The organism is Antarcticibacterium sp. 1MA-6-2, from assembly GCF_021535135.1.
GTDB lineage: Bacteria > Bacteroidota > Bacteroidia > Flavobacteriales > Flavobacteriaceae > Gillisia.
In genome coordinates, this window is sequence record NZ_CP091036.1 from 4,150,053 (window position 1) to 4,174,483 (window position 24,431).

Below are 24,431 nucleotides of genomic sequence, written 5' to 3' on the forward strand. Positions count from 1 at the left end.
ATCTTTCTGAGGATAGTGTTTACAAGACTATTCAGCGTAGGAATTTTTGTATTCCCTGCCCGAAACTATGGCGGCTATATCTTCTGCCAGGCTTTCTTTTGCATATTCTACATAGCGGTTAACCTCTTTTCCGTTTTTATAGAAAATAAAAGTTGGAACACGTTTAATACTATGCCCTTCCTGTAAATTATCTGGTGTAGTCTTACTTCTGTCTACCCCAATTATTTTAAGTTTGGAAAGGTCATAATTAGCCTGGTCCAAAATTTTAAAAAAATGCGGTACTTCCCGTCGGCTATCAGGACACCAGGTTCCCATGAAAGCAACGATCTCATAATCTGAAATGTTTTTCTTTATAGTTTCCATTGCCTCTTTTGAAGGGGAGTAACTTTCATAACTGCTGTTAAACCAGCTGGAATAAGGCTCTTCCTGAAGATCTTCTTTTTGAAATTGCCCTACTATCATATTACTTTGTTGTGCCCGTGGAGCCTTAGCCAGAGTGGGTGCAGTGGAAGCTGCTTCAGTTAGAACGGGAGCTGCTTCAGTTGGAGTGCTTTGTGCTATAGGATCCTTTGCCGTCTTTGATGTATTTCCGCAGGAAGTCATTACGGCCAGGGCTAAAATGTAAAATGTAATTTTCATAAGATAATCTTATATAAGTGAATGTTGAGTCATTAATTCGGGTTTGGTTATGCCCATCAATTCCAGAATAGTCGGTGCAATGTCTCCTAAATTACCACTTTTCAAAGATTTCACATCTTTATCTACCAAAATAAAAGGAACAGGATTAGTAGTATGTGCTGTATTGGCCGATCCATCTGGGTTTATCATCATTTCACTATTTCCGTGATCGGCAATTATAAGTACACTATACTCATTTTCAAGAGCTGTATCCACCACCTTTCCAAGGCACTCATCTACAACTTCACAAGCTTTAACTGCAGCTTCAAAGACCCCTGTGTGTCCTACCATATCGGGATTTGCAAAGTTTAAACATACAAAATCTGCACTGTGGGACTTAATTTCGGGAATAATTTTTTCGGTTAATTCATAGGCACTCATTTCGGGTTGTAGGTCATAAGTGGCCACTTTAGGAGAATTGACCATGATCCTTTTTTCACCCTTAAAAGGCTCCTCGCGACCTCCTGAAAAGAAAAATGTTACGTGTGGATATTTCTCGGTTTCTGCAATCCTAATTTGGGTTTTGCCCATATATTCCAACACTTCCCCTAAAGTTGTTTTAATATTATCTTTTTTAAAGACAACATTAATATTGGAAAAACTGTCGTCATATTTAGTGATCGTCACAAAGTACAATGGAAGTATTTTCATATTGTATTCTGCAATATTTTCCTGGGTAAGAGCATAAGTGAGCTGTCGGCCGCGGTCTGTTCTAAAGTTAAAGAAGATCACTACTTCGTCTTCTTTTAGAGTGGCCACAGGATTTCCAAGATCATCGGTAAGAACAATAGGTTCTATAAATTCATCTGTAATACCATTGTCATAATTTCTTTGTACAGCTTCACTGGCATTTGTTGTTTTGGTTCCCTCTCCACGAACAATTAGGTCATAGGCTTTTTGTACCCGCTCCCATCTTCTGTCTCTATCCATGGCATAGTAGCGGCCAATAATAGATGCAAGTTTTCCATTGGTCAATTTAAGATGTTCTTCTATTTCTTTAACAAAGCCAAGGCCTGAATTAGGGTCAACATCACGGCCATCTGTAAATGCGTGTACGTACTTCTCCTTCACCCCAAACTCATCGGCGGCTGTTAGTAATCCTTTTAAATGATCTATATGACTATGGACGCCACCATCACTCAATAAGCCCATAAAATGAATGGGTTTGTTATGATTTTTAGCATAATTGAAAGCCTGCTCGAGCACAGGTTCTTTGGATAAGCTCTTGTTTTGCACTGCAAGATTTATTTTAGCCAGGTCCTGGTAAACTATTCTTCCTGCTCCAAGATTCATATGTCCTACCTCACTGTTGCCCATTTGTCCATCAGGAAGTCCCACGTTCATTCCGTGGGTGAGGAGTTGTGTGTTTGGATACCTCGAGAGAAGAGAATCAAAATTAGGAGTTTTAGCTTTTGCAACGGCCGAGACGTTTTCATCCTGGCTGAGTCCCCAGCCATCCAGAATCATTAAGATTACTTTTTTATTCATGATTTAAAGTTTGTATGGTAAAGATAAAAACTAATTGGTGCGCTTCGAAATTTAGCAGGCTAACTTTAGTGTAGAAGACGTAAGAAAATAATCATTGCTTTAAAGGAGAATAAAAAAGGTTTAGAAAGTTCAAATTAATTTATCTGAAGGAACAGTTGTCATTTATATCCAAATGTTAAAATATTAATTTAAAAATTTTAACGAAATTATTTTTTAGATACGAAATAAAAGAAGTTTTTTCGCGTTTGAAGGATGTGAAGGATCAGAAAAAATAGCTCTATTTGCCTGATTTTTAATCCTAAAGACTTCCAAACGTTAAAGTTTGGGTTTTAACGAAATTAAATTAATATTGTTTAAAGTTGGTATTGTGTTTGTACATTTATTAACACCAACTACTAAAAAAAACTTAATTTATGACGCATAAGATTTTAACTGTACTGGCAATTTTTATATTTTCATTCGCTTTTACTACCACCGACTCCAGCACATTTACTCCTTCCAAAAAAGCACTTACTTCAGTTCCGGCACTACTGAGGATCTTACCTTAGAGGAAGAAATCATAGAATTATACGACGAATTTTCTGAAAAGAATGCTACTATGCCTAACCTGGCAAGCTTTAAAAATGGAATGTTAGGTTATTATAAACTGGAAAATCAGGGGCAGGTAGATAAAAAAATACTTACAATTATTGATTTCACGATGTCCTCAACTAAAAACAGATTATGGGTTTTGGATATGGACAAACAAAAAGTTCTTTTAAACACTGTTGTATCCCATGGAAAGAACACTTAGGGGGAATTTGCAACCAAATTTTCCAACACTGTGAACTCTCTCCAAAGTTCTCTTGGCTTCTATGTGACCGGGGAAACTTACTTCGGAAAAAATGGTTTATCTCTCTTTATTGATGGTAAGGAAAAGGAATTTAATTCAAGAGCCCGTGAGCGTTATGTAGTAATCCACGGAGCAGATTACGCGAATCCTGAAGTAGCTAAACGCACCGGAAGATTGGGAAGAAGTTATGGCTGCCCTGCAGTACCCAGAGATCTAACTCAAAAATTTATAGATATTATTAAAGATAAGTCTGTAGTTTATATTCACTCGAACGATCTTAAATACACAAAAAATTCAAAAATGATAAGAGCTTAGGAAGCTTTTAAAGCTTCCAGGATCTTATTGTCATAATTGTAAATATCTTCTGTAAATCTGGTTTTGCCATTTTCCCTCCAGGCTGTCCAGTATAAGTGATAAACTTTTACTTTTTGCTTCATCTCAATTTGCTTTGTAGCTCCTTTTGCAATAATCTCTTCTATTTTTTTAGAGGAGTATTGGCCCTGATCACTTAAAAGATATTCAGCAAGGCCTATGGCATCCTCGACTCTTACACAACCCGAACTTTCAGATCTTGAATCCCTTTCAAACAGAGCTTTTGATGGGGTGTCATGTAAATAAATCAAGTACTGGTTAGGGTACATAATTTTCACTCTCCCCAGAGGGTTTGTAACCCCTGGTTCCTGCCTGAATGTATAGGATTGGGCCTCATCGCCGTTCCAGTTAATAGAGGAAGCACTTACTGGCGAACCGCTCGCATCATAAACTTCAATATTTTTCCTGGATAAATAATTAGAATTTTTTCTCATTCCGGGTATTACATCTCTCGTTTTAATAGTAGGAGGAATAGTCCAGGTGGGATTAAAAACAATGTGATCGATTTCCTCGGAAAAAATTGGTGTCTTTCTGGCTTCTGTACCAACCATCGTTTTATGAGATTTGACGGTATCGTTATCTTTTACTACATGTAATTGAAAGTTAGCTATATTCACTATAATGTAATGATCTCCTAGTTCCCGGGGATACCAACGCCATCTTTCCAGGTTTACCAGTACATCTTCATATCGTTTATCATAACCTTTGTTGAGCATTTTAATGGTGCTGTTACCTATAATACCATCAGCTTCAATTCCATTCTCTTTTTGAAAGCTTTTAAGAGCCTCCTGAATGTTTTCAGAATTCGTAACGTTAGTGGAATCGACCTCATTAAGATGTCCAAAAAATTTCAAACGCTCCTGGATTAAGGGCAAACGTTGATCTTTTTCACCTGCTTTGACCATTTCTCCTTCAGGAATGATTTCAAAGCCTTTAAAATTTTCTTTAAGTTTTTTATACTCTCGTGAAGATTCTATGAGCCCAAAATAAAGGGGGTGATGTGGCCTAAGTTTTTCAATTGATTCTTCAAGTTTCTTTTCCTGTACCACTTCTTCTAAGATGGACAGCGTGCTAAGAGAGTCCCGTGGTACATCATAAATTTCATGAAAGTTTTTGGGATTGGTTTTACCATTTAACAGATGTTCTCCAAATTCTAAAAAAGCATCTGTAAGTATAATATCCAAACGGCTTTTTTCTGTATCATCCAGATCCTGGATATTTTCAAGCTTCTTTCTTATTTCTTCCCCGTGGTAATCCTTCGCGTAAAGACCTTCAACTTCAGCTTCATCAAATGTTTTTAGTAGATTCTCACGTGTATCGTGATCCTGCCAGGCGGGCTCAAAATTCCTTCTTTTATAAAATGCCAGTGCTGAATCTTTGCGTAACAACTTTAGATTTTCTTCAGTAGTCAACTCCTGTTGAATAATGTCGGCAGTTCCCAAAATTTCTACTTCATCACTTCCAAAGGAAAAGAAAGAATCCTTACTCCCGGAGGAGTCATTCTTACAGGATATTAAAAGGAATAAAATAAAAAGCAGCAGGTATCCTTTAATGCTTTTACTATAGTTATTTAAAAATATCTTTTTTATCATCATTTATTTCTAATCTATAAAAACGTTCATTCAAATGAGGATCGTCTCAATTCATTTAAGACTATTTAAAAACCTCCTTAAAAAGAACGTTGCCAGCTTTTATTACTGGCAACGCATATTTATAAACCACTGTAAGTGATTTTTTATAATCTAAATCCGGATTATCTATAAAATTGGGTAGGAAAAATAAAAAGAATTTTCCCTCAATTTTAATCCACACGAACGTCCTTATAATCTTGATTTTGATCAAATTGAACTTCTGCAAAAGGACAGAGAGGATCAACTTTTAAATTTTGCTCCCGGGCAAATTCCACACTTCTTTTTACCAGGCGTGAGGCAAGACCCTGACCCTCAAGTTCCGGGCGGGTTTCAGTATGATCAATTACCATAATTCCATTTTCCTTCCGGGCATAGGTAAGTTCTGATATTATTCCTTTTTCATCCTCCATGTAGAACATACCTCTTCGGTCGCTTTCCTTATGTTTTATCTCTTTTTCCATCGTTTATGGTTTGAATTCTGCATCTACAATACCATAGGAAACAGATTCCTCTGCATCCATCCAGTAATCCCTGTTAAAATCTTTTAAAACCTTTTCAATAGTTTGCCCGCAATTTTCTGCAAGAATTTTGGCACTAAGTTCTTTGGTCTTTAAAATTTCTGTTGCCTGTATCTCAATATTAGAAGCCTGCCCACGGGTTCCCCCGCTTGGTTGGTGGATCATCACCTTAGCGTGTTTCTGAATATATCTTTTTCCTTTAGTTCCTCCGGAAAGCAATATGGATCCCATAGAGGCGGCCAGTCCTGTACAAATGGTAGATACTGGACTTTTTAAGGTTTGCATGGTATCATAAATGGCAAATCCATCGGTTACATATCCTCCGGGGCTGTTTATGAAAAACTGAATCTCTTTATCACCCTGAGCGTCCAGGTAAAGTAATCTATCTATTACGTGTTTTGCTGTTTTATCGTTAACCTCTCCCCAAAGAAAAATTTTCCGTTGTTTAAGAAATTGTTCATCTATAAGGTCCTGTGCTTTTCCGGCTTTATCTTTCATAAGTTGTTGTTCAATTTTATCTAATAAATTATAGAAACTTCAGCTGGTTTTTGAAAGATTCTCCTTCAGAAACTAAATACTAAGCCGAAGATAATAAAAGCTAAAATTATGACTATTTTCGCAGAAAACGGCAGGATGGAATTGGCATTTAACAAGATTTTAAAGAAAGATCTGGAGATCGTCCTTCCTTTTGTTCACCAGCTGGGGGAGCATCAAACTCCCCTGGATCTACTTCGCAAACGTTTTGCTGAAATGTTTGACCAAAATTACGAATGTTATGGGGTGTATAATGCTGGTGAAATCATAGGAGTTTTTGGCATGTGGTTTATGACACGGCACTATGCTGGAAAATCATGTGAGGTTGATCACGTTTTTATTGATCCTATGTACCAAAATAAAAAAATTGGGACCAGGATCTTTTCCTTTATATTTGATTATGCTGCTGAAAAGGATTGTGAAACAATTGAGCTTAATTCATACGTTCACAACTTTAGATCTCATAAATTTTACATGAATCACGATTTTGTGATCAAGGGTTATCATTTTTTGAAAAAGCTCTAAAAAAGTTTTGGAAGTTGAAAAATTTAAACTTTATATTTGCAGTGTCCGCGGGAGTAGCTCAGTTGGTAGAGCGTCAGCCTTCCAAGCTGAATGTCGCTTAGTTCGAACCCGGTCTCCCGCTCATAAAACCTCATCGCCAGATGGGGTTTTTCAATTTCATATCGGGTGAGAAACCTGTCCTGAGTGTAGCAGAAGGGAACCCGGTCTCCTGCTCTTAAAAACCTCATCAATAGATGGGTTTTTTATGGAAATATTTATAGCTAAAAAATTGACAATCCTGTCATTGTGGTAAGTTTTTCCAAAGCTGCCATACCTAATTCAGAATTTCCTTTTTGATTAAGAATAGGGTTCCATACCGCCACCGAGTATTGATCGGGATGAATGGCGACTATACCCCCGCCAACTCCACTTTTCCCCGGCAATCCCACTTCAAAACTAAATTCGCCCGCTTCATCATAAAATCCGCAGGTTTGCATTAGAGCATTAATACGTTTTGTCTTTGTTCTGGAAAGGATTTTTTCTCCTGTTTCCAACATTTTTCCGTTATTGGCATAGATCATAAAAGCTTTAGCCAATTCTTCGCAGGACATAGCAAGGGAGCATTGATGAAAATAGAAGTCTACAATGGGTTCAACATCGTTTTTTATATTACCTAAAGCTTTCATATAATTTACCAAAGCAATATTTCTAAAACCCGTAGATTTTTCTGAAGCTGCTATCTTATGGTCGTAGTTAATATTCTCGTCCTGAGTTATTTTTCGCACGAATGAAAGCAACTCCTTTTTGGGATCCTCGTAATTAGAGACCAGGATGTCACATATTACCAGAGCTCCTGCGTTTATGAAGGGATTTCGGGGAATTCCGTTCTCATATTCCAGCTGCGTAAGGGAATTGAAAGGATCGCCAGATGGTTCCACATCAACCCTCTCCCATACGTTCTCTCCCAATAATTGCATGGCTATGGTTAAGGTAAATACCTTGGAAATACTTTGTATAGAAAATTTTTCGGTACTGTCACCAAAACAGAAATGTTCTCCTTTTCCAACATATAGATGCATTCCAAATTTTCGGGGATCAACTTTGGCGAGTTCAGGGATGTAACTGGCAACTTCTCCCTGTAGATCTATGTGACTTAATTCTTCGTAAATTGTGTTTAAGATCTTTTGGTAATCCATATTAATTTAAATGTGTAAGGCTGCTTTCCGGTTCTAACTCGTAAGGTACTTCATCAACCCGGAAAATTCTGGCGGAATGAATTCCTTTTAACGAAAATTTATCAGCCTTAACTTCAATCCAGCTTCCTTCTCTTAAACCCACTACCTAGTTGAGTATTTAAAGTATGGAATTCCTTGATCCTGGTTTCCCTTGTTTCTCCTTTATGTTTTGAGGTAGGATCGGGATCGAGGTAATGAGGATTGATGTTAAAAGGTACAATTCCCAGAGTTTGAAATAAAGGCGGATATATAATTGGCATATCATTAGTTGTTTGCATAGTGAGGCTTAAGCAATATTAGTTCCCGCACTGGTGCCAAGATAGGGGGTGCCCCTTAGGATAGATTCCCGCAGGGAACTCATGATTTTGTTTCGGTAAAGTTTCTCAACCAGTAAAAAAGTATTACCTCCACCTGTAAATATACCTTCCGCATTATCTATTGCCAGTACAGGATCCTTAAATTCATGAAGACCTTTTATTCTTATATCCAGGCCTTCGAAAGCTTTCCTTACACCCTGGGTATACACTTCATGAGAAATCCCACCAGGCCGGGCATAGGGAATGAAAATCAATTCTCTGCAGTCTTTGAAGTGGTTAGTTATTTCCGGAATCAAATATTCTAAATATTGTTCACCGTGAAGGGTGGAGGTGCTTGCCAGTATAGCATTTTTCATATTAAATCATTTTTCCTAATCCCTGGAATTAGACAGGAATGAGTGTTTTTTGTAAATTTAATAAATCAACTTGTTTAACAAAAGTTTAGCCGCTTCTATAGGAATTATAATAAAAAGTATTGTTTCTTTAAGTAAATTGCCATTTATGAAAAAGATTTTAATTTTTATTTTGATCCTGTTCTGTTGTAAGGTGTATAGTCAGGACAAATTGAGAGTTGGTGTTGACGGGAGTATACAAATGCCAGCCGAAGATGAGGCCAGAGGAGTAAGTGTTTTTAATTTGAATACCAATAGAGGAACTGTCTCCAATGATGCCGGGGAATTCAGGCTTAATGTTGGGGTCAATGATAGCATTCGTATTTCAGCTGTACAATTTCAGGGTTTTACTGTAGTTATTAATGAAGGTGTTATAAATTCAAGACAGTTAAATATTAATGTGACTGAAGTTGTTAATGAACTGCCAGAGGTAATTGTAAGTCCTTATGATCTTACTGGTAATGTACAGGTGGATATTGCACGGCTTCCGGTTGTAAATATTCCCGATACCTTAAATGGTATGCAGGTTCAAAACATGTATTTCGAGGCAGATGCAGCACCAAATACCCAGGACGCTCCATATAATACAGCCCTTGCCACCTATCAAACCAGATTGGTGAATGGATTAAATTTTGTAAACTTGTTTAAAGCTTTGCTTATTTCAAGTAGACAGGAGCAGGTACAACAACCATCGGCTTCTTTGGAAATGGATGTGCGGGAGTTATACGGAGATGAATTTTTCAAGGAAAATTTAAATATTGAAATTGAGAATATTAATGAATTTATTTATTACGCCGATGAGAATGGGCTTGAAGAGCATATGTTACGGAAAGGGAACGAGCTTGAACTAATAGATTTTTTAGTTGAACAAAGTAAAAAATATAAAAGGCAGCGTGGCAGGAAGTAAAATATTGCGTCACTCTGAATAAATCTATACTTATATGAAAAAACAGTTACTCCTATTGATTATTGGAGCTTTCTTCTCCTTTGCGGCACAGGCTCAGGAAAATATCCCTTTACGGGGAAAAATCATAGCAAATAATCTCGATGGTTCAGCGGTGCACATTATCAACAAATCTCAACAAACAGGAACTGTGAATTCCTCCACAGGTACCTTTGTAATAGAGGTGAAACAAAATGATACTCTTCTCTTTTCATCTATTCAATTTGTAAATGAAGAACGTGTAGTAACTAAAGAAGACTTAAAAGCTGGTGTTATTGAAGTAAATCTTATTGAGGATGTTAATGAGCTTGCCGAGGTAAATATTAGTAATATAAAACTTACCTTAATATAAATACTGATCTTTCCAGTATTGAGATCGTAAAGGATCTTCCTGTAGAAGTAGATTTTAGTGCTATTAAAAACAAAAGATTCGAGGCTGATATTAATGATCCCCTTGCAGCACCAGATCATCTTGCCATGAGGCAAAATGAAATATCTACTGGTGCTTAGTAGTTTAAACATCCTTGGCGGGCTTGGCCTTTTAGCAGATGTGCTTGGTATAAAAGGGAAATCCAAACCTATGTATACCGCACCTGCAAAACCAGCTTCTAAACAGGTGAGAGAGTTATTTGATGATAATTTTTTTACAAGCAGCCTGGGGATTACCAAAGACAGGATTGAGGATTTCATTTTCTATCTGGACGACGTAGGTATTAATTCTGCATTACTTAAAAAGGAAAACCAGCTCGCTCTCATTGACTTTTTATTTAACGAAAGTGAAAAGTATAAAGCTCTTCGTGCAGGCAATTAAAATAATTGCTTTTATACGGAGTTAAAAGCTTATATGAATAGAAATTTCCCCCTGTTCCTTTTTCTTTTCTTCAGTATATACTGTCAAAGCCAGGTGGTGAATCTTTCAGGAAAAGTTTTTGCAGACTCCCTGGAAGAATCTACTCTTCATATAATTAACATTTCCCGCGGCACGGGAACATTAAACACTGCAACAGGATCATTTCTCATTGAAGTTCAGGAAAACGATACGCTGTGGTTTTCTTCTGTGCAATACGAAAAACTATAGGTCATTGTGACAGCTGAAAATCTTCAGAAAAAATATCTTGAGATAAAGCTTTCAGAAGTTATTAATGAATTAGAAGAAGTAAACATTAATGATTCCGGTCTATCAGGAAATCTTGGAAAGGACGTTGCAGATATCAAGATCATCGATAAGTTTAAGCTTGGAGTTCCTTTGTCTAAAAAACCTCTGCCAACAAAAGCTGAAAGAGAGCTACATTCTGAAAGCGTTAAGTTTGAACATCGCACTCTGAAAATTCCGCTGGATATGGCCATTAATGCTCTCACCGGGCGATTGAAAAGGCTTAAGATGATAAAAGCAAATGAGGACCTATCGCGCCTTATAGAAAGGGCTATTGATGCTTTTTCCACAGAGTTTTTTACCACTCTTCTTCATATTCCGAAGGAGGAAATATACTCCTTCATGTATTATTGTGCAGAAAATTCTGACCTCCGCAACAGGATTATTAATGAAAACGAACTGCAGTTAATAGAATATTTTCAAAAAATGCAAAAGCAGTTCGCTTATTTTAAAAAGCAGTAATTCCTTATGGAAACAAGAGGAGGTGCCCTGCTGTTTTTTTGTGGAATACTTCTTGAAGATATTTGCACCTACACCGCATTTTATTATGAGAAATAAAATCCTTCTTTTACTGGCTGTAATAAGCCTTACCTCCTTTACCCAGTCTTCACAAGTTTTATGTAAGCGTAACTGAAATTGAATACAACGAAAAAGCCCAAAGTCTGCAAATCCTTTCCCGGGTTTTTATTGATGACTTTGAAGATGTTTTAAAAGACAGGTATGATAAGAATATTAAACTTGGACCCCGCTTAGAAACTTCGGGTGTAGAGGAGTACATTGAAAAATACCTTGAACAAAAAATTGATGTTGCTTTAGACGGAAAAAAGGTAGAGGTGAAATACCTGGGGAAAGAGTTTCAAAACGATATGATCCTATTTTACATTGAAGTGCCGGGGGTTAAACCATTTAAGGAAATTTCTGTAAAAAATTCCGTTTTAATGGACCTTTTTGAAGAGCAAAAGAACCTTGTCCATGTAGTTCTCAATGGCCGTACCCGAAGTATGGTTTTAATTTCTGACAAGGATATGGACTCTATTAAATTCTAACAGAGTACCTAATAATGAGGAATAAAACCTTATTTTTAGGCCCTGTATAAACTAATTTTTAGAATGAGAAAAATACAATCCCTATTACTGGTTTTTTGCTTTACTATTTCCGCTAAATTGTCTATGCTCAGGAAAACGAAAGCCAAAAGGAGGAAGTAACACAAAAAGGCCATTTTAATGAGAATAAGTTTCGTCAACTTTATGACCTTTTTTCTACACCCAATCAATATCGTACCGCTTCAGGTGCACCCGGGGAAGCTTATTATCAAAATCAGGCCGACTATAAAATGGATATTGAGCTTGATGATAAAACCCAGCAATTAAAAGGGGTAGAAACTATAACTTATCATAATAATTCTCCCAATCCGCTGGAATATCTTTGGGTTCAACTGGATCAAAATATACGAACTAAAGATTCGCCTGCCTTGCAAAAAGATGCAAGTGGGATACCTCCGGTTTCCAATCCGGGGAGTTTTGTAACTCAGTTTATGGAGGAGCCTTTTGACGGTGGATTTAAAATTGAAGAAGTAAGTAAGGACGGGAAAGCTCTTCCTTATACCATAAATTTCACAATGATGCGAATAGATCTTCCGCAGCCATTAAAACCGGGAGAGAGTTACTCATTTAAAATTAAATGGTGGTATCAAATTAACAATCACGTTACTGACAGAGCGAGATCGGGTTACGAACATTTTCCTGGAGATGGAAATAATGTTTATGTCATAGCCCAATTCTTTCCCCGCATGGCTGTTTACAATGATGTAGAAGGATGGCAGAATATGCAATTTTGGGGGAACGGTGAATTTGCCCTGCTTTTCGGGAATTATGAAGTAAATATTACTGTTCCCGCAGATCATATTTTAGATGGAACAGGGGAAATCCAGAACAGAAAAGAAGTTTATTCCCGTGAAATGATGAACTTGTATGAACAGGCTAAAAAGTCTTTTGACAAACCTGTTATTATTGTAACCCAGCAAGAAGCTGAAGCAGCTGAAAAAGGTTTTTCAGAAAAAAAGAAGACCTGGAAACTTAAGGCAGAGATGGTGAGAGATTTTGCCTTCACTACATCACGAAAATTTGTCGTTGATATGATGAATACAGATGTGATGGGAAAAAATGTGATGGCTATTTCTATGTATCCTAAAGAAGGAAACCCTCTGTGGGAGGAATATTCTACTCTTGCGGTGGCAAGTACTTTGAAGACCTATTCACATCACACTTTTCAATATCCTTATCATAAAGCAATTTCGGTTCATGCCAAAAATCAGGGGATGGAATATCCAATGATCTGTTGGAATTATGGACGACCCGAGGAAGATGGTACTTACAGTGACAGAACTAAATTTGGAATGATTAGCGTGATTATTCACGAAGTGGGGCATAACTTTTTCCCAATGATCGTAAATAGTGATGAAAGGCAATGGGGATGGATGGACGAAGGACTAAATACTTTCCTCCAGTATCTTGCTGAACAAAAATTTGGTAAAGAATATCCGCAGGCAATTGCGCCAAACGAGGTTTATCCTTCCAGGAGAGGTATTCCTGCCAATATCGTTCCTTATATGAAGGGCGACCAAAATTATATTGCTCCCATCATGAGCAATCCTGAGAATGTTTATCAACTGGGGAACAATGCCTACGGTAAACCTGCTACGGCTCTTAACATCCTGAGGGAAACTGTAATGGGTCCGGATTTATTTGATCATGCGTTCAGGACCTATTCACAACGTTGGATGTTTAAACACCCAACACCCGAGGATCTTTTCAGAACAATGGAAGATGCATCTGGAGTTGATCTTGACTGGTATTGGAGAGGCTGGTTCTACAGTACCGATAATGTGGACATAGGAATTAAGGAGGTTAAAAAATATTATGTAACAGATAAGCCTACAAAGGATGGAATTGCACGATTAAAGCAATATGGAGTTGAAAATCCTGAAGAGGTAAAAGCTCTCTTTGTAGTAGAAGAAGGAAGTGAAGAATATTCTGAAGAAATGAAAGGCAGGACTCCCCTTGAAAATGTCCCCCGGCTTAATGAATATGTGATGGACAATTTTACACCTGCTGAAAGAGCCAGTTTAAAATCTCCAAAGTATTTCTACCAGATCACTTTTGTAAAACCGGGAGGTCTCGTAATGCTTATGATAGTAGAATATACTTATGCTGATGGTACTTCAGAAAAAATTACCTATCCTGTTCAGGTTTGGAGAAAGAATGATAATGAAATAAGTAAGGCAGTAGCTACCGATAAGGAAATAGTAAAAATTGTAGTAGATCCCAATCTTGAAACTGCAGATGTAGATCTTAAAAACAATTCCTGGCCGGAAGAAGTGAAAGTGGACAAATTTGAACAATTTCGGGACAGTTCAGGAAACTAATTTAGTGTAAAAAAAATATTAAGCCGACTTTAACGAGTCGGCTTCTTTTTTTGGATAAATTTGTGGTTATATTTGTGTGCTATGATTCATCTTCCTTTATTTATTAGTGGAGCAGAAATTGCCTTTATAATGTTTATACTGGTAATGGTTTTTGGTGCCGATAAAATTCCCGAAATCGCCAGAGGTCTTGGGAAAGGAATGCGCACTTTACGGGATGCTTCCAATGACATCAAAAATGAGATCACCAAAAGTGCCGAAAAACAAGGTATAGATTCTGATATTTCAAAGGATGTTCGGCAGGAAATAAGCAAAGTTAAAGAAGACATTGAAGAAATTACCTCTGTAAAAAGGCGTTTCTAGATACTTTCTTCCTTTTACAAACAAGTCTTAACTTCTTAAGATCTTCTTTCCTACTTAACTCTTGTAATACTTAGTCCATCTCTTATTGGTAGCATGACCGTCTCAAGTCTGTCATCCTGTGCAATTCTTTTATTGTATTCTATTAAAGCAATAGTAGAAAGATCGTCCTCTTTCACTAGGTTCCACTACTTTTCCACTCCATAGTACATTATCTGTAAGAAGAATTCCTCCCGGATTAATTCTATCTATCAACAAGTCCAGATAGGCCGGATAATTTGGTTTATCGGCGTCCATAAAAACCAGGTCATATTTCAGGTCTAGTGTAGGAATAATATCTAATGCATTTCCCAGGTGTTGATGGATAAGGTTTTTGTAATTTGATAACTGAAAATATTTTTTCTGAAAATCTACCAGTTCCTCATTCACATCTATGGTGTGAAGTGCTCCTTCAGGATGTAAACCTTCTGCCAGGCATAAGGCTGAATATCCTGTGTAGGTTCCTAATTCAAGAATTGTTCGTGGCTTAACAATTTTTGAAATCATACTAAGTAACCTTCCCTGATAGTGGCCGCTCAACATTCGGGGCTGTAAAACTTTTTGATGAGTTTCCCTTGCCAGTTCTTTTAGTAATGGAGGTTCCTGTTGAGTGTGATTTACTGAATATTCATCTAAGGATTCGGGGATAAAATGCATAAGGGTCGTTTTAGCAAATTTAATAAACTCTACCGCCATTAAAATGAATTTCCTTTAAATGGATGTGCAGCTTTTTGATGCAGCTTTTTAATGGTATTTTTACTGCAAAACTATAGTTATGGATTTTGAGAATAGCCGGGATTTCGCCAGATCCCTGGATAAAAATGATGCTTTAGCTAAATATAAAGAGGAATTTTTATTTCCTGAAGTGGATGGGAAAAAAGTAATTTACTTCACGGGAAATTCCCTCGGGTTGCAACCCCGCTCTGCAGCAAAATATGTCAATGATATTATGGAAGATTGGGCGGAACTGGCTGTGGAAGGTCATTTTCATTCTAATAAACCCTGGTGGGACTATCACGAAAGATTTCCGGAAAAGTTAAGCAAAATTGTTGGAGCCAAACCCCACGAGGTGACAGTAATGAATACCCTTACAGTGAATCTTCATTTACTCATGGTGTCGTTCTATAGGCCTGCAGGTAAAAGATTTAAAATTATATGTGAGGAAAAAGCTTTTCCAAGCGACCAGTATATGATTGCCTCACAGGTGCGATTCCATGGATACGATCCACGTGAGGCTGTAGTGGAAATTAAAAAGCGGGAAGGAGAACATCATTTTAGAACCGAAGACATAGTTAAAAAAATAGAGGAAATTGGGGAGGAATGTGCGCTTGTTCTTATTGGGGGTGTCAATTACTATTCAGGGCAGGTGATGGACATGAAAACTATTACTGCCGCTTAGTCAAAAAATTGGTGCAAAAGTAGGATGGGATCTTGCACATGCTGCGGGAAATATTGAACTTAAGTTACATGACTGGAATGTAGATTTTGCAGCCTGGTGTAGCTACAAGTATATGAATTCCGGACCTGGGAACGCTTCAGGATGTTTTGTACACGAGAGCTATCATAATAGGACTGACATTCCACGTTTTGAAGGCTGGTGGGGCCATAATAAGGAAAGAAGATTTTTAATGGAACCGAATTTCCAACCTGAACCAGATGCTAACGCCTGGCAAATTAGCAATGCTCCCGTTCTTGCTTTGGCACCCTACCTTGCGTCTATAGAGATGTTTGATGAGGTAGGAATGCTTAGCATTAATAGAAAAGAGGAATAAAATTGTTGCTTACCTTGAATTCATACTTCAGGAAATTGCAAGGGAAGTGAATGGAAAATTTGAAATAATTACTCCTATGCTGCAGGAAGAACGAGGGACGCAACTCTCTGTTTTTCTCCATGGAGAAGGAAAGGAGATTTTTAGGTATCTTATGAAGAATGGTGTAATTACAGACTGGAGAGAACCTAATGTTATAAGATTGGCGCCTGCACCTTTTTACTGTTCTTTTGAAGATATGTATAAATTTGGACAAATCCTTAAAAGAGGTATTTTGGAGTAAAAATCCCTATTTAGAATTTATTTGTCGTTAATATTTTTATCAAATTCTCCTGAAATATGATCTGTAGACTTTTAATTATTTTGGCTTTAAGTTACCCCTTTGAATTCCGGGCTCAATCTCCTCAACAGGATTTGGAACTTGTGAAGGGTTTAAAAGAAATAACCCGTGACTTTAATGGAACAGCAGGAGTATATGTTTACAATTTAAAAACTGGCAAAGAAGCCGCAATAAATCAGGACACTATTTTCCCCACGGCCAGTATAGTTAAAGTTCCAATTCTAATAGCACTATTTGACAAGATCAACAGCGGGGAACTTTCCCTGAACGACACCCTTATCTACCGGGATGAGCGGGTATATGGAGGATCAGGTTTAATGCAGTTTTTTAAGGACAGTACTCAAACAGATCTTCGTACCCTTGCAGCACTTATGATTACTTACAGTGATAATGTCACCTCCATTTGGAGCCAGGAACTGGCAGGTGGAGGAGAGGCAATAAACAAAATTATGGAGGAGCTGGGACTTCAAAATACCCGGGTGAATTCCAGAACGAAGGGCAGAGAAGAGAATTGGGAAGAATTTGGATGGGGACAAACAACTCCTAAAGAAATGGCTTCGTTACTAGTGAAAATGAGGAACAGGAAATTAGTAAGTGCCGCGGCCAGTGACGAAATGTACCGGATGATGACAAATTCTTTTTATACCGATTATTCTCTTTCCCAAATTCCTCCTTACGTACAAACTGCGGCCAAGCAGGGAATGGTAGACAGGTCAAGATCGGAATTAGTGATGGTCAATGCTCCCGGTGGTGATTACGTTTTCTATGTGGCTACAAAAGAAAACGAAGATGCTTCCTGGGAATATGATAATGAAAGCTGGGTCTTACAAAGAAAAATTTCTGCTTACCTTTGGAATTATTTTGAACCTGAATCGAAATGGAAACCTGCTGATGGTTCTGAAAATTTAGTGAGAGGTCTTAAATATTAATTTTACAAAGTAGAATCCTGTTCCGCCTTTACTTCAATATCTGTAAAGTATAATTGAAAACTTCCGTCTTCACTCTTGTGCATTTGAGCTATAGTGATACCATTAAAAGTTTCGTAATCTTCCCAGGTAGTAGACATTGTTCTGCCTTGCGAAGATTCGTAGGTCCATTCCTTTATTAGAGAATTTTCGTTATCCAGGAACAGGTGATAGGTGTCTCCCGGAGTATAACCACCATCGTTCGTATAAGAAATAGAGACCTGTCTCATTGGTTCTCCACTTATAGGTGCAACTGCACTTCTGTTTTGCTCAAATTCATAATCACTCCACATGAGTTGGTATGGGAATAATAACCAATAGGAGTCGTTTATAAATTTCTGGTCTATAGATTTTTCCTCATCAGTAAGATCTCCGTCGTTAATATAGCTTAATGTACTTCCATTTTCTGTTAATTCCACTTTTTCATCCATTGGAAACCATTTCCAGGAGCGTTGAGATCTCAGCGTGTCATTGACCTTCACGTTAAAAGTAAAATTCAATTGTTCTACATTTTCAAAATTACTGAAACCATTTGCAAGAGCAATTTCCGTAGTCAGTGGGTCTTTAGTAGTCTCCGTTTCTACAGAAGTAGAAGGGGTCGATTCATTTTTACAGCTTCCAAGGAAGAGAGAAATAGCAAGGAGAAAGTACAGTTTATTCATATTCAAAGCTTTGTTTAAATGTAATAATAATTTCCTTCTAATTGGTAAGACTCCGGTTAAATGGCATTAATTGTCATTCCCCCATCTGCTACTATATTTTGGCTTAGTTATGTAGGAAGATTTTTCCATAGCAAGAAAAGCTATAATATTCGCAATTTCCCCGGCTTTTGCAACCCGCTTTAAAGGAGTGCGTTTTAGAATATTAACAATATTTTCTTCTTGGTAAAGATATCCCTGTGTTAATGGCGTTTCTGTAAACCATGGAGATACAGCGTTTACTCTAATTCCATCTATGGCCCATTCTACAGCCAAACTTCTGGTTTGTTGTAATAGTCCGGCTTTAGACATAGCATAGGGGGTTCCTGTTCCAACATCCTGAAGGGCTGCAACAGAGGCTACATTGATAACTGTACCTCCGGAACTCTTTTTAAGTAAGGGATAAAGCATTCGGCTTAGCTCAAAAGGAGAAAATAGATTTATTTCCAGGATCTTACGGTATTCCTCTTCAGTATACTCATTTGCTTTTTTCCTGATGTTGATTCCCGCGTTGTGAACGAGAATATCAAGCTTCTCCCATTTGCTCCTTACTTCTTCTAAAATGATATCTCTATCCTTTTGTACAGAAACATCGGCAACCAAACCTTTCACATCAAAATTCTTTTTCTGAAGTTCATTTTCCAACTCTTTGATATCCTCTTCCTTCCGGGCTGTAAAGATCACTTTTGCTCCCAAATTTAACAGCTCAATAACCGTTGCTTTGCCTATTCCCTTGCTTCCCCCACTTACTACAGCAGTACATCCATTTAAATTCCACATCCTGTTCATCTCTAAATTTTTTAAATAAAAAAGCCCTTTGAAAATTCAAAGGGCTCCCAGTATTAATTTTTAAAATTACATTCTTCTACCAGTCAGTAATTTATACAGAATTAAAATTACGGCTATCACAATTAAAATGTGAATAATACTTCCCAAATCTGGAAAAGCAAAGTAACCTACTAGCCAGCCGATTACTAATAATACTACGATAAGCCAAATTAAATCTCTCATAATTTAAAGTTTTAATGTAACAATTAGTTACAAATTAATAGTTACTGATTTTTAAAATAAAGCTGTACCATAACCAGGTAAAAAAAACTCCATTTCAAAAATCACATAACCTGGTTAGTTATTCTCTACGAATTTATACAATAGGAAGTCCAGGCGAAACTACTTTAACGAGTGTTTAACGAAATTTCTTAATTAAAAAGCGATTAAATAAGAAATTAATTTTTTTCTCCTTAATCCTGCAAGGATTTTTGTAAAAATTTCAATGAGACTAATAATAATGGGATTTTGAAATTCTAATTATGTTGATTAAATTATTAGATAAACTGAAATTGAAACTCTCCCGTTACCTAAAAATATTAACTTATTCAAACCACCACTAAAGTCTTTAGCAGGGTTAATTAGTTGAAACTTCTATTCTCTCAGCCTTCGTTCTCAAGTTTATTTATTTTAATATCATAATCTTCTATCACCTCCCGAACAGCATCTACATTATCTGAAGATTTTTGATGAGCCTCTTCCATTGCCTTTTCCAAATCAGCATCAGGATGCTGAAAGAGATCTGTAATTACATGGTTGATTTTATCAATAACACTTTCCTGGCTATTTTTAATGTCTTCTAATTTGTTGCGTATCTGGCGCATCTGGTCTAACTTTTCCTGATCCATTTTTCTATCTTTTAATTGTTTGATTATAACAAGTGGATATTTTTCTTCCAGTTGTTTATCGAAACTATTTTATCTAAAGTTAGCTATCCCAATGACAGAACCTGTTAATAATATAATAAATACCTCCCTGAAAGAATCCAATCATATGTAGGAGGGGTTACAGGGGCAGTTCTTATATATTTTAAGTACTTTTACTCTATGAATTTCGAAAATGCTCGAAATTATATATAGTTAGAAAAATCGAATGCAACACCCCAGGAATATAGCTGTTATTGGTTCGGGACTGGTAGGATCTCTACTGGCTCTTTATTTACGAAAAAACGGGCATACTGTTACTGTCTTTGATAGACGGCAGGACGTAAGAACTGTTGAATTTTCAGGAAGGTCCATTAACCTGGCAATGTCCAACCGGGGCTGGGCAGCTTTAAGGAAGATTGACGTCGAGGATGAGGTTAGAAAACTAGCACTCCCACTGGATAAGAGGGCAATGCATGTCAATGACAAACCTTTGTATTTTCAAAAATATGGTAAAGAAGGGGAAGCAATCTGGTCTATTTCCAGAGGATTGTTGAATAGAAAAATGATTGACCTTGCAGAAGAAGCAGGAACCGAATTTAAATTTGAGGAAAAGGTTTGGGATATTGATTTGGCAGAGGCTAAAATTTATACCGGAAAAACCGAAAAGAGTGAATGGAACGAATACCAGTATGATCTCGTTTTTGGGGCCGATGGAGCTTTTTCCCGGGTAAGGCATAAAATGCAAAGGCAAAGTAGGTTCAATTATTCCCAGCATTTTATTGAGGTGGGTTATAAAGAGTTAACTATTCCCGCTAACGAAGATGGATCTCATAAACTTGATAATACTTCATTCCATATCTGGCCAAGAGGTGAGTTTATGCTTATCGCCATGCCTAATATAAATGGCAGTTTTACCTGCACCTTATTTTTGCCTTTTGAGGGTCCTGTTTCTTTTGAGAACATCAAGACCGAGAAGGAGGCAGATGAATTTTTTGTAAAGTATTTCCCGGACATCCGGGACGAGATTTCAAATCTAAAACGTGACTTCTTTCGCAATCCCACAAGTGCAATGGTGACTATGAAATGTTATCCCTGGACTTTTAATGATAAGGTTGCATTAGTGGGAGATTCAGCTCACGCTATAGTTCCATTTTACGGGCAGGGGATGAATGCAGGTTTTGAGGATATCTCGGTTTTGGATGATCTAATAAAAGAACATGGAGATGATTGGGAAATGATTTTCCAGCAGTATCAGGAATTGAGAAAACCCAATGCTGATGCAATTGCAGAATTAAGTTACCGCAATTTTATTGAAATGAGCAATAAAACTGCAACTCCCGAATTTTTGCTTCGGAAGAAAATTGAAAATCGCTTTGCTGAAAATTTTCCTGAAAAATGGATTCCACTTTACTCGCGGGTAACTTTTTCAAATAAACCTTATGCTGAAGCTCTTGCGATAGGAGACTAAGCAGAGGGAGATTATGGATAAAGTCATGAAAACTAAAGACATAGCTCAAAAGTGGAACAGTCCCGAAATAGAAGAACTAATACTTCATCTTTTAAAAGATCAAAACATAGAAATTAATTAAAATTCCTCCTGTTCCAGTGACATATCAAGATGAAGGCTTTCATAAACACTTTGCAGGGAGGTTTGATCTTCTGTAAGAATGATAAGCATATCATTGGGTTCAATTTGAGTGGCACCGTTTGGAGTAAGAAATTTGTCGTTTCTGGAGATCATAGCAATAATGGCTTTGCGTGGGAATTTGAGATCTACAATTCTTTTGCCTACAGAGTGATTATGTTCTGGAATAATAATTTCTCTAATGTAGGATTTCACCCCATCATTTAAAAAGGTATCTACAGGAGATCGCTGTTTGGCTTTCCCCGGTAAAGCAACACGTAACCATTTTGCCACGAGAGACAAAGTCGTTCCCTGTAGCAAAACTGAGGATAAGGAGACGAAGAAAACAATATTAAAGATCATATCTGCTTTTTCTATACCTGCAAGAAGTGGATACGTGGCAAACACAATAGGAACTGCTCCTCTTAAACCTACCCAGGAAATATACCACCTGCGGCGCATTTTCATTTTAAAGAAAAGCAGGCTTATAAATACACTTAAGGGCCTTGCTATAAATATGAGGAAGACTGATACAAAAATTCCTACTCCCACTACAGGTAAGACATGACTTGGATAGACCAATAGTCCCAGGGTAAGGAATAATACAATTTGCATTAACCACGCAAGACCGTCAAACATCCTCATTATTGTTCGCTTATGAATAATGTCGTGGTTACCTAAATATACAGCACATAAGTAGACGGCAAGGAACCCGTTACCCCCAAAAAAATCTGTTGCAGAAAAAGTGATGAACATTAGAGCTATTACCAAAACAGGGTATAAACCTTCAAAATCAAGTTTAATCCTGTTAATAATTATCTTACTGAGTTTTCCAAACCCAAACCCCAGGAGAGTACCTATAATTATTTGCTGAAGGAAAAAAGGGATGATGCTGTAAATACTATTATCAGGTGCAAGGACAAGTCCCAGAAAGGCGAGAGTAAGGAAATAGGCCATAGGATCATTACTTCCGCTTTCCAGCTCAAGGGTTGGCCTTAAATTGGATTTAAGTGCAAGATTCTTAGATCTCAATATTGAAAATACAGCTGCAGCATCTGTAGAAGAGACAATAGCCCCCAGGAGTAAACCTTCATAGATAGTAAAGTCTGTAATAAAACTTACAAATACTCCGACGCTTAAGGCAGTAATTAGAACTCCCAGGGTTGATAGAGAAATTCCCTGCCACATCACAGGCTTAATACTTTTCCAGCTGGTGTCCAGTCCTCCCGAAAATAAAATGAAATTTAAGGAGACAATTCCCACGAATTGAGCGAGCTGTGGGTCATCAAAATTTATTTTTCCTATACCTTCAGATCCGGCCAGGATTCCTACCATAAGGAATAACACCAATGTTGGAACACCGAACCTGTACGAGGTTTTACTTACTAATATGCTTATGAACAACAGGAGGGATCCTATGAGTAAAACATTTTCTGTTGTAATTTCCATTAAAGTTCCTGTGTTGGTGGTAAAAATTTAATTCAGCTTTTGCTATTAATAAAAATGAAGCCCCGGTGAGCTTCAAATCTATTCTTTCTGAAAATTAATTATTTATGGGCAGCTTTTGCATTGGCTTTCAGTAGCTCCGGAAATTTTTTCTTAAACCTGTTTAATCGGGGGATAGAAACATTTTGGATATAAGGATTATCAGGATTGAGCTTTTCATAATTCTGATGATAATCTTCAGCAACCCAAAATTTCTGAAATGGTAAGACTTCAGCTGCTATAGGTTTGTCATAATTTTCTGCAACTTCAGCTTTTATCCTTTCAATTACTTCTTTTTGTTCCTGATTTTGAAAAAATACTATAGAACGGTATTGAGAACCAACATCAGGTCCCTGTCCATTTTGCTGGGTTGGATTTTGGGACCCAAAAAAAACTTCTACAAGGGTGGCGAAATCAACTACTTCGGGATCATAAATAACCTCCACAGCTTCAGCATGTCCAGTAGTTCCTTTGTTGCTTTCTTCATAAGTTGGATTTTTAGTATGGCCACCGGAATAACCCGAGATCACTTCCTCAACTCCTTGCATGCTTTCGTAAATTGCTTCCACGCACCAAAAGCAACCGCTGGCAAAATATGCGCGGGCAAGATTTCCTTCCATAGGAACCTCTACTAGTTCGGCGTTGGCAATTTCTTTTTTAGTTACGGTTTGTGTATTACCATTGCCACAGGAAAAAAGGGAGAGGGCAATAGTTAGTAAAAATAGATTTCTCATTTTATTTCTTTTTGTAAACACCTTCTAAGGTTTTTTTACCATAGATGGCGTAGTCCATAGCTAAGTCTCCATTAACAGTAAAACCTAACCAATCCAATTCAATTTCTCCATTGTTCTGCGGAATAATGGTAGCAATTGGAGAATTTTTATCGAAATCCTTCCAGGGAATATCTTTTCCTTCAGAACTTCGGGCAGAGGGTTCAATAAAATATATATTAATATTATTTCCACTTTTCTCCATTCTGGTGGAAATGTACATGGTCCCATCTACCAGGCATAATTCTGAAGTTGCTCCTGGGTTAATATCAAGACAGTAACAGGCACAATTATTATCTCCCTGCTGGTCAGCCTTTATATATCTGCTTAGTAGGAGACGTAGTAGCAGTCTTTAATTCTTTGGGTAATTCTTCCTCTTCCCGTGAAACAGGTGTTGAGTCTATCGTTCTTCCTAAAGTATCTTTCCGGCTAATTTCATTGGGAGTAGGGGAAAATTGAACATCAGATTCTGGATTGACTATTTCGCCTTCAGTTTTATTATTGTTTTTGCAGGAAAAAACCATCAATAGAACCAGAATACATGGAAAAAGGGATTTGATCTTCATAGTGCCGAATTTAATTTTTTAAAGTTAGAAGATAAAATCATTTTTTTTGTAAAAGCCATGTTAACACTTGGCAGGAGCAAAAAAGAAAGGGTATTAAAAAGTT

Annotated in this window: 25 protein-coding genes, 1 tRNA gene and 5 pseudogenes; 15 read left to right on the plus strand and 16 right to left on the minus strand. The window is 37.2% G+C overall.

Annotated features, from left to right (window positions below; all coding sequences use genetic code 11):
* Window positions 1-27: 27 nt before the first annotated feature.
* Window positions 28-639, minus strand: coding sequence for a thioredoxin family protein (locus tag LZ575_RS20905; RefSeq protein ID WP_235327099.1), 612 nt, complete (start codon window positions 637-639; stop codon window positions 28-30).
* Between the two features lie 9 nt (window positions 640-648).
* Entirely contained in the window at window positions 649-2,166 is a 1,518-nt protein-coding gene (gene gpmI, locus LZ575_RS20910; protein ID WP_235327102.1) for a 2,3-bisphosphoglycerate-independent phosphoglycerate mutase, read from the minus strand.
* Window positions 2,167-2,579: 413 nt separating this feature from the next.
* Between gpmI and LZ575_RS23005 the strand changes: the two genes are divergently transcribed.
* Both LZ575_RS23005 and LZ575_RS20915 read left to right on the plus strand, forming a co-directional pair.
* Complete coding sequence (locus LZ575_RS23005; RefSeq protein ID WP_255702711.1) at window positions 2,580-2,714, plus strand: hypothetical protein; 135 nt, start codon at window positions 2,580-2,582, stop codon at window positions 2,712-2,714.
* 80 nt (window positions 2,715-2,794) lie between these two features.
* Window positions 2,795-3,313 (plus strand): annotated as a pseudogene (locus LZ575_RS20915) (murein L,D-transpeptidase catalytic domain family protein).
* On the opposite strand, the gene LZ575_RS20920 reads toward LZ575_RS20915, so the two are convergent.
* From LZ575_RS20920 to LZ575_RS20930, 3 genes are all read right to left on the minus strand, one after another.
* Window positions 3,310-4,965 carry a murein L,D-transpeptidase gene (locus tag LZ575_RS20920; RefSeq protein WP_235327104.1) on the minus strand — a complete coding sequence of 552 codons (1,656 nt, stop codon included), beginning with the start codon at window positions 4,963-4,965 and terminating at the stop codon, window positions 3,310-3,312. The pseudogene LZ575_RS20915 and the gene LZ575_RS20920 sit on opposite strands and share 4 nt — an antisense overlap.
* A gap of 206 nt (window positions 4,966-5,171) precedes the next feature.
* A complete protein-coding gene (locus tag LZ575_RS20925; RefSeq protein WP_235327107.1) occupies window positions 5,172-5,462 on the minus strand; it encodes a GNAT family N-acetyltransferase in 291 nt (96 codons plus the stop codon).
* A 3-nt stretch (window positions 5,463-5,465) separates the two neighbouring features.
* Window positions 5,466-6,017 (minus strand): ClpP family protease, encoded by a 552-nt coding sequence (locus tag LZ575_RS20930; protein ID WP_235327110.1) that lies wholly within the window; start codon window positions 6,015-6,017, stop codon window positions 5,466-5,468.
* 108 nt (window positions 6,018-6,125) lie between these two features.
* Here LZ575_RS20930 and LZ575_RS20935 point away from each other — a divergent pair, with 108 nt between their 5' ends.
* Together LZ575_RS20935 and LZ575_RS20940 are read left to right on the plus strand one after the other, a co-directional pair.
* On the plus strand, window positions 6,126-6,578 hold the full coding sequence (locus LZ575_RS20935; RefSeq protein WP_235327113.1) for an N-acetyltransferase: 453 nt from the start codon (window positions 6,126-6,128) through the stop codon (window positions 6,576-6,578).
* A gap of 47 nt (window positions 6,579-6,625) precedes the next feature.
* Window positions 6,626-6,699, plus strand: a tRNA-Gly gene (locus LZ575_RS20940).
* A 139-nt stretch (window positions 6,700-6,838) separates the two neighbouring features.
* Here the strand turns inward: LZ575_RS20940 and LZ575_RS20945 are convergent.
* Window positions 6,839-7,753, minus strand: coding sequence for a glutaminase (locus tag LZ575_RS20945; RefSeq protein ID WP_235327115.1), 915 nt, complete (start codon window positions 7,751-7,753; stop codon window positions 6,839-6,841).
* A 1-nt stretch (window position 7,754) separates the two neighbouring features.
* Window positions 7,755-8,465, minus strand: a pseudogene (pepE, locus tag LZ575_RS20950) (dipeptidase PepE).
* Between the two features lie 145 nt (window positions 8,466-8,610).
* On the opposite strand from pepE, the gene LZ575_RS20955 reads away from it, so the two are divergent.
* From LZ575_RS20955 to LZ575_RS20990, 8 genes are all read left to right on the plus strand, one after another.
* The gene (locus LZ575_RS20955; protein ID WP_235327117.1) at window positions 8,611-9,408 is read left to right on the plus strand and encodes a carboxypeptidase-like regulatory domain-containing protein; all 798 of its coding nucleotides are present in this window, start codon (window positions 8,611-8,613) and stop codon (window positions 9,406-9,408) included.
* A 34-nt stretch (window positions 9,409-9,442) separates the two neighbouring features.
* Complete coding sequence (locus tag LZ575_RS20960; RefSeq protein ID WP_235327119.1) at window positions 9,443-9,796, plus strand: carboxypeptidase-like regulatory domain-containing protein; 354 nt, start codon at window positions 9,443-9,445, stop codon at window positions 9,794-9,796.
* Window positions 9,797-9,931: 135 nt separating this feature from the next.
* Window positions 9,932-10,255 (plus strand): hypothetical protein, encoded by a 324-nt coding sequence (locus LZ575_RS20965; RefSeq protein ID WP_235327121.1) that lies wholly within the window; start codon window positions 9,932-9,934, stop codon window positions 10,253-10,255.
* 33 nt (window positions 10,256-10,288) lie between these two features.
* Window positions 10,289-10,522 (plus strand): hypothetical protein, encoded by a 234-nt coding sequence (locus tag LZ575_RS20970; RefSeq protein ID WP_235327123.1) that lies wholly within the window; start codon window positions 10,289-10,291, stop codon window positions 10,520-10,522.
* Between the two features lie 6 nt (window positions 10,523-10,528).
* On the plus strand, window positions 10,529-11,059 hold the full coding sequence (locus LZ575_RS20975; RefSeq protein ID WP_235327125.1) for a hypothetical protein: 531 nt from the start codon (window positions 10,529-10,531) through the stop codon (window positions 11,057-11,059).
* 200 nt (window positions 11,060-11,259) lie between these two features.
* Window positions 11,260-11,643, plus strand: a complete 384-nt coding sequence (locus LZ575_RS24075; RefSeq protein ID WP_311196134.1) for a DUF6702 family protein — start codon at window positions 11,260-11,262, stop codon at window positions 11,641-11,643.
* Window positions 11,644-11,930: 287 nt separating this feature from the next.
* Window positions 11,931-14,021 carry a M1 family metallopeptidase gene (locus tag LZ575_RS20985; protein ID WP_311195888.1) on the plus strand — a complete coding sequence of 697 codons (2,091 nt, stop codon included), beginning with the start codon at window positions 11,931-11,933 and terminating at the stop codon, window positions 14,019-14,021.
* 81 nt (window positions 14,022-14,102) lie between these two features.
* Window positions 14,103-14,381 (plus strand): twin-arginine translocase TatA/TatE family subunit, encoded by a 279-nt coding sequence (locus tag LZ575_RS20990; RefSeq protein ID WP_235327129.1) that lies wholly within the window; start codon window positions 14,103-14,105, stop codon window positions 14,379-14,381.
* Between the two features lie 50 nt (window positions 14,382-14,431).
* Here LZ575_RS20990 and LZ575_RS20995 read toward each other — a convergent pair.
* Window positions 14,432-15,074, minus strand: a pseudogene (locus LZ575_RS20995) (O-methyltransferase).
* Window positions 15,075-15,192: 118 nt separating this feature from the next.
* Here LZ575_RS20995 and kynU point away from each other — a divergent pair.
* Window positions 15,193-16,469 (plus strand): annotated as a pseudogene (gene kynU / locus LZ575_RS21000) (kynureninase).
* 56 nt (window positions 16,470-16,525) lie between these two features.
* Complete coding sequence (locus LZ575_RS21005) at window positions 16,526-17,455, plus strand: serine hydrolase (protein WP_235327131.1); 930 nt, start codon at window positions 16,526-16,528, stop codon at window positions 17,453-17,455.
* A 2-nt stretch (window positions 17,456-17,457) separates the two neighbouring features.
* On the opposite strand, the gene LZ575_RS21010 is transcribed toward LZ575_RS21005, so the two are convergent.
* The 4 genes from LZ575_RS21010 to LZ575_RS21025 all read right to left on the minus strand — a co-directional run bounded on the left by LZ575_RS21010 (window position 17,458) and on the right by LZ575_RS21025 (window position 19,865).
* Window positions 17,458-18,153, minus strand: a complete 696-nt coding sequence (locus LZ575_RS21010; protein WP_235327133.1) for a hypothetical protein — start codon at window positions 18,151-18,153, stop codon at window positions 17,458-17,460.
* A gap of 66 nt (window positions 18,154-18,219) precedes the next feature.
* Complete coding sequence (locus LZ575_RS21015; protein ID WP_235327135.1) at window positions 18,220-18,978, minus strand: SDR family oxidoreductase; 759 nt, start codon at window positions 18,976-18,978, stop codon at window positions 18,220-18,222.
* Between the two features lie 66 nt (window positions 18,979-19,044).
* A complete protein-coding gene (locus tag LZ575_RS21020) occupies window positions 19,045-19,200 on the minus strand; it encodes a lmo0937 family membrane protein (protein WP_235327137.1) in 156 nt (51 codons plus the stop codon).
* A 419-nt stretch (window positions 19,201-19,619) separates the two neighbouring features.
* On the minus strand, window positions 19,620-19,865 hold the full coding sequence (locus tag LZ575_RS21025) for a hypothetical protein (RefSeq protein WP_235327139.1): 246 nt from the start codon (window positions 19,863-19,865) through the stop codon (window positions 19,620-19,622).
* A gap of 244 nt (window positions 19,866-20,109) precedes the next feature.
* On the opposite strand from LZ575_RS21025, the pseudogene LZ575_RS21030 reads away from it, so the two are divergent.
* Window positions 20,110-21,472, plus strand: a pseudogene (locus LZ575_RS21030) (FAD-dependent oxidoreductase).
* Here LZ575_RS21030 and LZ575_RS21035 read toward each other — a convergent pair.
* From LZ575_RS21035 to LZ575_RS21050, 4 genes are all read right to left on the minus strand, one after another.
* Complete coding sequence (locus tag LZ575_RS21035; protein ID WP_235327141.1) at window positions 21,469-22,956, minus strand: potassium/proton antiporter; 1,488 nt, start codon at window positions 22,954-22,956, stop codon at window positions 21,469-21,471. The pseudogene LZ575_RS21030 and the gene LZ575_RS21035 sit on opposite strands and share 4 nt — an antisense overlap.
* Window positions 22,957-23,054: 98 nt before the next feature.
* The gene (gene msrA, locus LZ575_RS21040; protein WP_235327143.1) at window positions 23,055-23,726 is read right to left on the minus strand and encodes a peptide-methionine (S)-S-oxide reductase MsrA; all 672 of its coding nucleotides are present in this window, start codon (window positions 23,724-23,726) and stop codon (window positions 23,055-23,057) included.
* 1 nt (window position 23,727) lies between these two features.
* Entirely contained in the window at window positions 23,728-23,967 is a 240-nt protein-coding gene (locus tag LZ575_RS21045) for a hypothetical protein (protein WP_235327145.1), read from the minus strand.
* 103 nt (window positions 23,968-24,070) lie between these two features.
* A complete protein-coding gene (locus LZ575_RS21050; RefSeq protein WP_235327147.1) occupies window positions 24,071-24,328 on the minus strand; it encodes a hypothetical protein in 258 nt (85 codons plus the stop codon).
* Between the last annotated feature and the right edge of the window lie 103 nt (window positions 24,329-24,431).

Coding starts and splice junctions, on each gene's coding strand:
- LZ575_RS20945 (WP_235327115.1), bottom strand. CDS start 7,753: ATGGATTACCAAAAGATCTTAAACACAATTTACGAAGAATTAAGTCAC.
- LZ575_RS21025 (WP_235327139.1), bottom strand. CDS start 19,865: ATGGATCAGGAAAAGTTAGACCAGATGCGCCAGATACGCAACAAATTA.
- LZ575_RS20970 (WP_235327123.1), top strand. CDS start 10,289: ATGAATAGAAATTTCCCCCTGTTCCTTTTTCTTTTCTTCAGTATATAC.
- LZ575_RS20905 (WP_235327099.1), bottom strand. CDS start 639: ATGAAAATTACATTTTACATTTTAGCCCTGGCCGTAATGACTTCCTGC.
- LZ575_RS20965 (WP_235327121.1), top strand. CDS start 9,932: ATGAAATATCTACTGGTGCTTAGTAGTTTAAACATCCTTGGCGGGCTT.
- LZ575_RS20990 (WP_235327129.1), top strand. CDS start 14,103: ATGATTCATCTTCCTTTATTTATTAGTGGAGCAGAAATTGCCTTTATA.
- LZ575_RS21015 (WP_235327135.1), bottom strand. CDS start 18,978: ATGAACAGGATGTGGAATTTAAATGGATGTACTGCTGTAGTAAGTGGG.
- LZ575_RS20925 (WP_235327107.1), bottom strand. CDS start 5,462: ATGGAAAAAGAGATAAAACATAAGGAAAGCGACCGAAGAGGTATGTTC.
- LZ575_RS21005 (WP_235327131.1), top strand. CDS start 16,526: ATGATCTGTAGACTTTTAATTATTTTGGCTTTAAGTTACCCCTTTGAA.
- LZ575_RS20985 (WP_311195888.1), top strand. CDS start 11,931: ATGGATATTGAGCTTGATGATAAAACCCAGCAATTAAAAGGGGTAGAA.
- LZ575_RS21045 (WP_235327145.1), bottom strand. CDS start 23,967: ATGGAGAAAAGTGGAAATAATATTAATATATATTTTATTGAACCCTCT.
- LZ575_RS20935 (WP_235327113.1), top strand. CDS start 6,126: ATGACTATTTTCGCAGAAAACGGCAGGATGGAATTGGCATTTAACAAG.
- LZ575_RS20960 (WP_235327119.1), top strand. CDS start 9,443: ATGAAAAAACAGTTACTCCTATTGATTATTGGAGCTTTCTTCTCCTTT.
- LZ575_RS20930 (WP_235327110.1), bottom strand. CDS start 6,017: ATGAAAGATAAAGCCGGAAAAGCACAGGACCTTATAGATGAACAATTT.
- LZ575_RS21010 (WP_235327133.1), bottom strand. CDS start 18,153: ATGAATAAACTGTACTTTCTCCTTGCTATTTCTCTCTTCCTTGGAAGC.
- LZ575_RS20955 (WP_235327117.1), top strand. CDS start 8,611: ATGAAAAAGATTTTAATTTTTATTTTGATCCTGTTCTGTTGTAAGGTG.
- LZ575_RS21050 (WP_235327147.1), bottom strand. CDS start 24,328: ATGAAGATCAAATCCCTTTTTCCATGTATTCTGGTTCTATTGATGGTT.
- gpmI (WP_235327102.1), bottom strand. CDS start 2,166: ATGAATAAAAAAGTAATCTTAATGATTCTGGATGGCTGGGGACTCAGC.
- LZ575_RS23005 (WP_255702711.1), top strand. CDS start 2,580: ATGACGCATAAGATTTTAACTGTACTGGCAATTTTTATATTTTCATTC.
- LZ575_RS20920 (WP_235327104.1), bottom strand. CDS start 4,965: ATGATGATAAAAAAGATATTTTTAAATAACTATAGTAAAAGCATTAAA.
- LZ575_RS21035 (WP_235327141.1), bottom strand. CDS start 22,956: ATGGAAATTACAACAGAAAATGTTTTACTCATAGGATCCCTCCTGTTG.
- msrA (WP_235327143.1), bottom strand. CDS start 23,726: ATGAGAAATCTATTTTTACTAACTATTGCCCTCTCCCTTTTTTCCTGT.
- LZ575_RS21020 (WP_235327137.1), bottom strand. CDS start 19,200: ATGAGAGATTTAATTTGGCTTATCGTAGTATTATTAGTAATCGGCTGG.